This is a genomic window from Spartinivicinus marinus (assembly GCF_026309355.1).
GTDB classification, from domain to species: domain Bacteria; phylum Pseudomonadota; class Gammaproteobacteria; order Pseudomonadales; family Zooshikellaceae; genus Spartinivicinus; species Spartinivicinus marinus.
The window spans coordinates 4,301,836-4,312,854 of the sequence record NZ_JAPJZK010000001.1 but is presented as its reverse complement, the minus strand read 5'-3'; the positions used below and the strand labels follow the sequence as shown (position 1 = coordinate 4,312,854).

The window sequence follows — 11,019 nt, the reverse complement described above, 5'->3', positions numbered from 1 at the left end:
TCAAACTATCCCTGATACTACTTTTGTCGTTGATGTATTTTTAGCACTCGCTGACTGTTCAATTTTGGCTATAGGATTTTCAAGATCAAAATAAATGACGGCAGGATCAGGAATTGAATTTTCATTATAGTTTTGCAAATAGCAGAAAAAGTTGCCTTTACTACGAAGAGTCGCATTCTGTAAAACAAAATCTAAACAAAAGCTATCTTGCACACCCTGACTTTGCATTTGCTTTAAGCTGGCATGTAGTATGTGTAGCAAATCTTTTTCACTTACGTCACATCGTGCACTAATTGCTGCAATGGTGTTATAAGTAGAGTTAATAATTAAGTAATAAGGGAAATAGCGTAGTACTTTATCTTTACTCCAAAAGTTTTCTGGCATCTGAGCATCATCGATCAACTGCTCAGGAAATAGTTGATAAGCTAACTCTGTATATCCTGTCCCTTGGCAATCACGATAATACATGCCAACGGGCTCTCCTTGCTCCATTTTCAGTACAATATTTTGTTGGTGAGCCAATAAAACAATGCCGTAGTTGGCCTGTAAAGCAAATAAAGGTTCAACTACATACTGACAATACTGATTAAACCAGTATTTTGCAGCCTGACTAATCGATATATTTTTATGACTAGCAACAGTCTTCACTCTATCCGCAATTAAGGAGTCTTCTGCTAAAGGATGTTGCTGAGTTAATGTTGCCAGTACAACCGCTTCTTCTTGAGAAGCATGCATTAATAAGTTGTCACGCAAAGCAACCAATGATTCATCAATCGCTTCACTTTTTGAATTAATTAAGCCAATAAATGCTGGCTCTTGCATTACTTTAAATGAAGCATATTGTTGACCAAATGAACACAACTGCTCAGTATTAAATACCTGTTGTAATCGCGTCCCTCTTATGACTTCTTTAAGCGACAAGTTACGTATAGAGTTTGTGAGCTTAACACTGAGCGAAAACTTCAGCATATAAGGCAAACCAGGACTATAAAGCGAACGAGTAGAAGACGTTGGATACCAATTTGCACCGATTGCGCCTAAATTAACTAGTAATCCTTTTTCTTGATACTGTTGAATATCACGTATGTTTAGCAATAGCTTAGCCTGCCAGGGATGTACTGGTAACAATAAGTAATTGTCAGGCACCTTATCCAAAATAGCTTCACTTAATTGTGTATCTGCAGTTAACAGTTGTTGTATTCTTTCATTAATTTCATACTGACCTGTACTATCGGTAATAGCAATCGATGGTGAGACTGCAAACCAATATAGGGCAAACTGAGTCTGATGCTCAGGCGTAAAAAGCCGAGCATCAGACTCAGAAAATTGCTCACGACTTTTTGGTGCAGGATGTACAGAGTGGCCCGCTATTAGCCCTTGCTCTGCTTGCTCAAAGTTAAGTTCACCACTATAAATAGCCTGCAAGTTATCACGTGCCGCAATAGCTGCTTGTGTATTAGCACGGCTTTCAACCACTCGCTGAATAAATATCAACTTTTGCTCGTTGGTCAAGTCACCAACGATATCTACATCATTAATAATAAGCTGCAAAAATTCATTAAAGCTGAGTAGTTTTTCTTCTGATTCATCAAGCTGATTTACTAGTTTTAATGGCAACTGATATTCATGAATTCCCAACACAGAATGATAACTTACTGGTATATAAATCAGCTGTTGCCCATAATTTAGTGGAACAATTGCTAGTTTTTGATTATCACTACTCTTTTTCCAAGTAACTACTTTCGACTCTCTTAGAAAAGCATTTAAAAAACAGTTAATCGAAATATCAGTATGAGTACTTTCTGAGTCAGAGCCTACAGAAAAGTTTACTTCATTCACAAAATTCCCCTTACTACATAGAAAAGTTCTTGAGGAGAAAAGGCTTACCTTCTAAACCTTAGAATCAGGCAAAGCTTATCGAACAATAGATAAGATTGTTTAATCTGAGTAAACAGCTGTTTAATAACAAATAAATTACTCAAGACGAGTGACTTAACCCAACAAGGCAAATGATAATCATTTTCATCAAATAAAGCGAGCGCTTACTTGTTATTTTTTTAAAATAAAATACCCAAGGCGCAAATTAGCTATTTTAAATGAAGGAATAAACTCTATTTAAACAGTGGTGTATTTTCCACTAATTTACTCAATACGAAGTGTCTAGGTGAGCAGTGTTAACAGGCCTAGGCTTATCACTTTCTAAGAAACAGTAAAAAGAACCCACCCCCAATGATTGAGGCTAGTATTCCTGCTGGAATCTGCCAGGGAAATAACCAGTTACGTCCCAGCCAATCTGCAACCACCATTATGGTACTACCCATAAACCCTGCCGTGATTAGTTGATTACGAGCAGCATGTTGGCCACATAATTTAGCTAATTGCGGTGCCAATAAACCAACAAAACTCAACGGCCCGACTACCAACGTAGCAACTGTCGTTAATATTGCAGCAATTATTAGTAACCACAATCGTCCTTGCTGACAGTTCATACCTAATCCAGTCGCAGCGGCTTCACCTAATGTCAGCAAATCCAGGCAACGATGCAATAATAAAAGTACCACCAATAAAATAGTGGTAATAATTAATAGCAAGGCAACATCCATATTCGTTACCAAATAAGTTGATCCTGACAGCCAAGTTAAAACAGTTTTCGCCTGATCAGTACCACTTGTCAGTAATATACGAATAGTTGCGTCTAAAAATGCGCTGAGCGCAACGCCAACCAGAACCATTTGGGTAGGTGCAAATCGGCTACGCTGAGAAAATAACCACATTATACCGAATGCTAGCAATGCCCCCATACCACCAAACAATAGCTGCTCTCCACGAGATGATATCATTCCTGATATCACCCCCACGACCAGCATTAAAGCAACCCCAGAGCTGACACCCATCACTTCTGGGCTCGCCATGGGGTTAACAGTTATTCGCTGAATAACACATCCAGCTACAGCCAGCCCCCAACCTGCTAGAAAAGCAGCAAATACTCTAGGCAACCGAAGTGCCAACATGCTATCTACTAATTGAACAGACCAACCATGTTCATTTTTTCCTACTAATAAAGCAGTGGTTGTACATATTATTGCTACGATAAAACAAACTATAAGCAGTTTAACAAAAGCATACTGTCTTATATTTACTGGCTGTTCAGATGTTGCCTTTGCTACAACAGCAAGCGGGTTTTGTAGCAATAACCAAATCAGAAAAGGTGCCCCTATCAGTGCAGTTATAGCCCCAGTCGGTAACAACTCACCCCCTACTCCAGAAAAAGGGTGGACGACTAAATCTGCCATCAACATTAGCAAAGCACCTATGATTGCACTAACGATGAGCCTGGCATAAAACTGTCTAGCACCAGCTAATTTCGCAAGCGCAGGAGCCACTAACCCCACAAAGCCAATTATCCCCACTGTACTCACAACACTTGTTGTTATAAAAACGGCCAGCGTTAATGATATTAATCGGATAGCACCTACTTTCACACCTGCGGAGGATGCCAGCTGCTCACCCACCTGAAGTAATGTCAAAGGCCGCTGAAGTAACAACAACAACATAAATGGAATAGCAATTTGTGGTAATAAATGAGCTACGTTTTGCCAGTCCGTTTGACTAAGGTCACCTGCCCCCCAAATAAACAAGCTGTCCAGCTGCTGGTCATTAAGCAACACCAGCACTCTATTAATAGCACCAAACAATAAACTAATGACCATTCCAGCTAATACCATTTGTAATGGTGCAAAACCTTTAGAAGCTGAAATAAGAAATACCATACCTGTCGCTAGCAGGCCTCCAATAAAAGCAAACCAATCAGGATCAATAGCCAACCCAGTAGGCACCAATAATAAAGCACAGGCCAACCCTAATTCAGCTCCAGCAGCTACACCTAATGTAGTCGGTGATGCCAATGTATTATTTAACACCTGTTGCATAACACAACCAGACAACGCTAGTCCTGCCCCAACTAGTAGCGCAATGGTGATTTTAGGTAAAAAACTATAAAAGTAGATAACTTGTCTGAAGTCATTTTCATCGGGTTTCACTGTGGCTTGCCACACTAAGTCAAGTGGCAAACTAGTACTCAAATTAAAAAGAAAAAATCCTACGCCGATTAATATCAGGGCAGCTACCCATAAGACAGGTTGAGAATATTTGGTAAAAAAACTGCTTGAATGAGTAGAATGCAACAGATTTGTCATTTACTGACACTACTTTGTGATTGACTTTGCCGTTAGGAGGGCATCTGTTAATGTATCACTTAGCCTTACAGCTGCATTGATGCCACCAAACGCCCAAATAGGTGGCAGTTCATATACCCGCTTTTGACGAGTAAATGTCATTGCACGCCAAAGAGGTGTTGAAAATATCTTTGCTTTATTTGTTTTATTTAGTGGTCCAAAATACAGAACATTAGCCTGCTGACTAAGTGCCAGTTTATCCATACTAGCAGAAGCAAACCCCCACATATTAGCTGTTCCCTGCCAAGCATTCGTCAATCCCATCATTGTTAAGGTTTGCCCTGCCAACGAGTATTCCCCATGAATACGGATATGTTTATTACCGATAAAGCGAACCAGAAAAAAAGGGCGTGCAGCTTTGCCGGCTTTTTTTAGTCGACTACCATTGTTTTGAATATATTGTTCAGCTTCGCTAATTAGCTGAGCTGCTATATTTTCTTTTGTTGTTACAATAGCCAGTTGATTTAATATTTTTTTTGCCTGGTTAAATGGATCACGCTTTTCATTATAAACCGTCAATACCATTGTTGGTGCAATAGTTTGTAGCGACGGATATAGAGGGCTCAAGTGGCTACTCATTAAAATTAAGTCTGGTTTTAGCTGGGTCAATCGCTCTAAATTAGGTTCACGCCTTGACCCTACATTTTTGACCTGACTCGGTAACTGCGGCTTAACCACCCATTGGTTATAACCATCACTATCTGCAACAGCATACGGTGTTACTCCTAAAGAAAGCAGGCTTTCGGCCAATACCCAATCCAGCGCGACAATTTTAAAAGGTGTTTTAGTCAGCTCCAAAACTCCCATTTCATGCGTAATGGTTTTTGCTTGTACAGTAAAACCAAATAATAAACCAATCAGTAACAAATACTGCACTGCTGACTCCTTCACAAGCATAGAAATATTGTTGCACTATGCCTAGACACAAAAAACTGAAAATAAAAATACATTAACGGATAAAACTAATGACACTATCATCTTCTGGGTGAGTAAATAGCCCCATGGGAATACCATAAATAGCTTCTAACATTTCAGCTCGCATAAACTCTGTGGGGCTGCCTTGTGCCATCACCCTTCCTGAGTGTAAGGCAATTAAATAGTCACTAAACCGAGCAGCCATATTAATATCGTGTAGCACCATAATAACGGTTAGTTTCAATTCTTTATTTAAACGCCTAATTAGCGACAACAGCTCATATTGGTGGGCTATATCCAGTGCTGAAGTTGGCTCATCTAACAATATACAACGACTGTTTTGTGCCAATAACATCGCCACCCAGGCTCGCTGACGTTCGCCACCCGATAAAGTGCCGACTAAACGCTTGGTATAACTATTTAACCCTACCAAATCAATGGCGCGTGCAACCAGGGTACGATCTTCATCATTATATCGTCCCAAAGCCCCCCGCCAGGGATAACGACCAAAGCTGACTAATTCTTCTACTGTAACCCCATCAGGTGTCAGGGGTTGTTGCGGTAGATAAGCAACTTGCAAAGCAAATGTTTTAATGTCCAAAGCATTTAACGGCTGATCAGCTAACAGTATTTCACCACTACACGGCAACTGTTGTCTGCTTAACAACTTCATCAGCGTCGATTTTCCTGAGCCATTATGCCCCAGTAATGTAGTTACCTTTTCCTCTGGAAATACCAGAGAGGCCGGTTGAAGAATCTGTTGTCCTCCTGCCTCAAAAGTCACATTAGAAAGGGTGAACATTACCCTGAATATCCTATTGCTGATATAAATACTGGCGGATTTTACATAAGAGCACCTCTAACAATTATTAGGGGTGCTCTGTTATCAGTAACAATTTGTAGTCATTGTTAAAGTCAATGCAAAATCCTCAACATAAATGTAAATGATAATGATTTTTATGTTGATTACAATAGATTTATTTGCTTAACTACCCTGATCAGCCAAAACACATAAGAAACATGTGTTATTTCACTATTTTCGTTGTTTAGAAAATACTGGTTATCTCCTCACTCTACCCAATACGAAGGGTTTTTAGGTGAGGCCTTCAAGCGACGAAGCCCCATGAGCCTATAAGTAATAGATGATTGGTGTGAGTAGCAATGATAACAAAACCTAAAAATGATTCGTGAAGGGTATATGCTGTCAACTACTCTTGAACAGACTTCTCCTCCTTATAAGCTCTATTTAATTGCAGCAATTGCCGCCCTAATGGGAATTGGTCAAAACGGGTTGTTGGTTGCTTTACCTATTTTAACGGAATCATCAAATATTCCGCTTTATATTTGGTCAATTATTATCGCGACAGGTAGTGTACTTTTTTTACCAAGCTCACCTTTTTGGGGCCAATTCAGTGACCGCCATGGACCTAAACCAGTGGTTATTCAAGCATTAGCTGGTTTTGTTATTAGCTTTTCGTTGATGTTACTGTTTGTCTGGTTAGCCCACATTGCATGGCTAACGCCTACCCTCGCTATTACAGGTTTAATCTTAGCCAGAGTTATTTATGGTTTAACTGTTTCTGGCATGGTGCCAGCTGCTCAACACTGGGCAATTATTTTACAGGGTGAGCAAGATCGAATAACAGCTATTGCGATGGTAAGTGCAGGCCTAAGCTGTGGTCGCTTGCTTGGCCCACTGCTGGCATTAGGTTTATTACAGTGGCATCAGTTTGGCCCACTCATTATGATGTGTATCTTGCCCTTAATTGCACTGCTACTGGCCCTTAAATTAAAAGCCCCTTGCCATTTAAGCCTAAACCAGCCCCTAAATCCCCCCTCGACAAAAGCAAAACAGCAATGGCAGTGGCCCAGCTGGAATTTATTCCCAATGCTGATAATAGCCATCAGTTTATGTACTGCGGTTGCATTACTCCAATACACGCTTTCACCGTTAATTGAGCAGACTACACACTGGCCAACAGATACTGTTAGCCAGGTAATAGGGGCTCTACTGACTATTAGTGCAGCTTCGACTCTCAGTGTGCAGTTAGGCGTAGTAAAGACCAAACGGTTATCACTAACTTCATTATTCTATTGGGGAGCAAGCCTGTTTTTAATAGGCTTTATCATGTTTCTAATCCCTTATTTACCCGTGTTTTTTATTGCGATTAGTTTAATGTCCGCTGGCACTGCCCTGCTTGTGCCAGCCTATACAACAACTGCCACCCAACTAAGCAACCTAGGCCATGGTACAGTGACTGGCTATATTTCTATGTCGCATACAATCGGTTATGGCTTGGCAGCAATGATGGCAGCATCGGTGATTTTTTCACCTTATGTACCTATAGGAATATGTATAGTTTGCGGATTATTATGCTGCGCTTTTAGTATAAAGCAGGTAAGGTCTAACCAATTAAGGTTATAGATTTTGCAGTTAATAAACAGGTAAACAAAGCAAGTCAACCGAATTACAAAGCAATAAATATCTAAGCAATATGAGCTTTAGGTTTTCTTCATTTGTCTCAAGTTGCCAATGACTGACTCTAATGCTCGATCAAATAGTAGGTTATCGTCAAGTAAAGTGACGTTACCGTGATCAATATCTAACGCTAACTCTAAACGTGTTTTTTCAGCGACTTTCATACCTGTTCGGTTAACAAAGATATATTTATCTGCTGGTTTTATAAATGCTGCCAGTTTGGCACGAAACTTATTGTCTTCATTTAAACCAAACTCAACCCAATTACCTACTTTCAAGCTAGCTACTTTGTTTAAACTCTGTTCACTGACAGCAGGCTCATTCAGATTGGCTGGTTGCTCTGCCACTTTATTATCATTAGCAACAGTTGCAGCCGGCTGTTCATGCTCCTTTGTTTCAACTACTTCAACTTGCTCATTAACAACTGGTGGGGGCTGCTGTGGTTCAGACTCCGTTACCATAACAACAGGCTCAGCTACAGTTGTTTCTGATTCATCCGGTTGTTTTGCTGTTGTTTTAGCTACAAATGTAGGAGTCCTTGACTGCCTCAAACTTTGCACATGTAAACTCTGTAGCTGTTTAAATAACTGTCGCTGTTTATAAGGGTCAAATGAAATTTCTGTTAGACTATCCCTCAACTGCCTCATTAAGGGAGGCACCATCTTAAGCAGTTTCTTTTTCTCATCAGTGTTAGTATGAGGCTGAACACTCCATATTAACTCATCCATTGTTGCAATAGCACTTTGCCATGCTTGAGACTGTTCCCCTGCTTTTAAATATGCAATAAACAGTACATTGGTCCAGCCTTCTTGCAGCAACTCAGTTACAACATCAGGTAACGGATGACTTTCCAACCGTTTTTGAATTTCTTGGGTAGCTAGCTGTTTGGCCAGATCTGTTTTAGCCTTGCCTTCTTCTGCATCTTTAATTCTTTGCTCAACCAGTGAAGCTCGACGCTGTTCTTTTTGAACAAAAGCAGTAAAGTCTTCTAACAGCTCATTAAATAATTCAATATCATCTGCAAAACCTTGTAGCAGCTTTTGTACAACTTCTACCATCTTGTCGTATAGCTTTTGCTGGGCTGCATTGTCTTGCTCATCACAGCCTAGTGCAGCTGAAGCCATTTCATTCAATAAACGACGAGCAGGATGAGATGCTTTGCTGAATAGGGCTTTATCAAGAATAGCTACTTTTAATAAAGGAATTTGCAAACGACTAATGACGGCTTTGAATTGGTTGGGTAGGTTTCGATCATCCAGAATAAATTCAAACAGCATTGACACTAGATTAATGACATCCTGATCAACCTGACCTATGGATTTATTTTGGTCATAATTTTTTAAAAGATTTTCCAGTGCTGTTTTTATATCAACCTGTGGCGCTGATTGATTGGCTACAGGTAGTTGTTCTATTGCAGGTTGATGCTGAATTTGTGACAACATCCCCATTAAATCTGGCTGGCTAACGGCTGGTAGGTTATTGGTTGAAACTTGGGAGTTATGTGGAATTGATAATTGAGCAGCAACTAAAAGGTCTCTAAGTGCTAAAAATGCTTCCTGGGCTGCTTGAGCATCCATTGTTAGCTGCCCACTGCCTGCTGTCCCTCCACCATCAACAGTCCTTCTGTAAATAGGTGCTCTTTGGCTTTGTACAGGGCGACTGGTCAGCTCAGGCATTACCCCCGCTTCTTTTAGTAAATGATTTGCTTCACTGTAAATTTGATCAACAGCACCGAGTACATACTTCTCAAACAGTCTGAAAACAATGAGTTTAACCTTAATGTCTATATCTAACTTCTTTGTCGCTTGTACAAATGCCTGACAAAGCTTTTCTGGACCAATAGGATTAGTTTTATCATTAATAGTTTGTGGTAATAAGTTATCAATGCGGGTGGTTAAATGCATTAGTTGCATGCCATGATCACGGTTGATCACCTTCGATACCATCGTATCGATTGCAACTGTTTCTTCAAGATCTTCATTATTAACTAATGAAAGCGCATCAAAAGAAAGCTCATCTAGCTCAAATTGACTGCCTTGCTTTGGGGGGCCAACTAACTCATTGAAGTTTTGCTGGTAGGCTTCAAAAAAGGTCATTTCGATAGCTTTGCGCTTTAATCGAACCTCGCGCATGGCTTCAAAGTAAATATTTTGCTCTGTATTAGAACCTGCTCGATCGGCCATCTCGAACAGGGTGTCATCTGCATTTTCAAACAAACTGCGAATACAGGATTGAAGCTGATTAAGGCAATGTTCACAAACCTTAACTAATGGTGCTGAAAGGCGAGTAGCTGGTTTCACGGACTTGGTATTTATTGATGATAAGCGAACAACCTTCGAATCTTCCTGCATTAGCTATTTCTCCGCATTTGCCCGACCCACTTTCATGTACTGTCAAAAGCCGGGAAGACTTCCTGTATAGAAAACAGATAGCTGCACCTATCATACAACTGTATGAGAAATAGTTCCATTGATTTAGTGAGAGCCATCAAAGTTATTATAGTAACTTCAACACATTGAAAAGCGATTAAAAGCAAGGATATGAGATTAATGTCACAATATTTTACAGTACTAAAAAAGGTACTTAATATACCGAAGCTCGTGAGCTGAAGAACAACCGGTTAAAACAATAATCATTGGTGTTAAGCCATAATAACTTCAATAAATTTATGTCAATTGTTTATTTTTGATTAACTAGCTATTCCAAAATTGTCTAGTCAAATTAGCGCCGCCCTTTTACTCACCGCTTGCTTAACAATAGTGTTAGTATTACAAGTGCTTTTTGTAATTTATGTAGCACTAAGATGAGTAATACCGAAGAGACTCAAAACCATCAAAATACAGCCACACCTCATACTATTGGTCGTGGGATGTTAATTGCAGCCTGGATCACCGCATTGCTATTGCTAACCCTTTACTTCAGCAACTGGGAAGAACAGCGGCATAACCCAAACCAGGTTCCAATTGCCCAAGTGAATCAGGATGGCAGCCGTGAAGTCAGGCTAACGCGTAATCGCTATGGTCACTATGTTGCTACTGGTTATATTAATGGTAAAGCAGTCCAGTTTTTTTTAGATACTGGAGCAACTAATGTCGTGATTCCAGAAGGGGTTGCCAATAACCTTGGCCTTCCAAAACTAGCTACTCACAAAGCGCAAACGGCTAATGGCACAGTTGATATCTTTGTTACCCAGCTAGACAACCTTACTTTAGGCAACATTCGTTTTTTTGATGTCGATGCCAGCATCAACCCTCACATGGAAGGCGATGAAATTTTGCTGGGTATGAGTGCATTGCGCCAATTAGACTTCAGCCAGCAAGGCGACCAGTTAATTCTTAAGCTACCCCAGCAAAATTAGATATACTAATCCTCTTAAAACAACTAACCCTA

7 protein-coding genes are annotated in these 11,019 nt (G+C 40.1%); 2 read left to right on the top strand and 5 right to left on the bottom strand.

Annotation, left to right across the window (positions count from 1 at the left end; translation table 11 throughout):
* From OQE68_RS19315 to OQE68_RS19300, 4 genes are all read right to left on the bottom strand, one after another.
* Complete coding sequence (locus OQE68_RS19315) at positions 1–1,839, bottom strand: IucA/IucC family protein (protein WP_180567713.1); 1,839 nt, start codon at positions 1,837–1,839, stop codon at positions 1–3.
* A 353-nt stretch (positions 1,840–2,192) separates the two neighbouring features.
* Positions 2,193–4,196: a Fe(3+)-hydroxamate ABC transporter permease FhuB gene (gene fhuB, locus OQE68_RS19310; RefSeq protein ID WP_180567712.1), complete on the bottom strand. Its 2,004-nt coding sequence runs from the start codon at positions 4,194–4,196 to the stop codon at positions 2,193–2,195.
* Between the two features lie 9 nt (positions 4,197–4,205).
* Positions 4,206–5,111 carry an ABC transporter substrate-binding protein gene (locus tag OQE68_RS19305; RefSeq protein WP_219339965.1) on the bottom strand — a complete coding sequence of 302 codons (906 nt, stop codon included), beginning with the start codon at positions 5,109–5,111 and terminating at the stop codon, positions 4,206–4,208.
* Positions 5,112–5,184: 73 nt separating this feature from the next.
* Positions 5,185–5,952, bottom strand: a complete 768-nt coding sequence (locus OQE68_RS19300; protein ID WP_180567710.1) for an ATP-binding cassette domain-containing protein — start codon at positions 5,950–5,952, stop codon at positions 5,185–5,187.
* A 396-nt stretch (positions 5,953–6,348) separates the two neighbouring features.
* Between OQE68_RS19300 and OQE68_RS19295 the strand changes: the two genes are divergently transcribed.
* Positions 6,349–7,575, top strand: a complete 1,227-nt coding sequence (locus OQE68_RS19295) for an MFS transporter (RefSeq protein ID WP_180567709.1) — start codon at positions 6,349–6,351, stop codon at positions 7,573–7,575.
* Positions 7,576–7,652: 77 nt separating this feature from the next.
* On the opposite strand, the gene OQE68_RS19290 is transcribed toward OQE68_RS19295, so the two are convergent.
* Entirely contained in the window at positions 7,653–9,980 is a 2,328-nt protein-coding gene (locus OQE68_RS19290; protein WP_180567708.1) for a DUF1631 domain-containing protein, read from the bottom strand.
* A 452-nt stretch (positions 9,981–10,432) separates the two neighbouring features.
* Here OQE68_RS19290 and OQE68_RS19285 point away from each other — a divergent pair, with 452 nt between their 5' ends.
* The gene (locus OQE68_RS19285; protein WP_180567707.1) at positions 10,433–10,987 is read left to right on the top strand and encodes a retropepsin-like aspartic protease family protein; all 555 of its coding nucleotides are present in this window, start codon (positions 10,433–10,435) and stop codon (positions 10,985–10,987) included.
* The last annotated feature ends 32 nt before the right edge of the window (positions 10,988–11,019 follow it).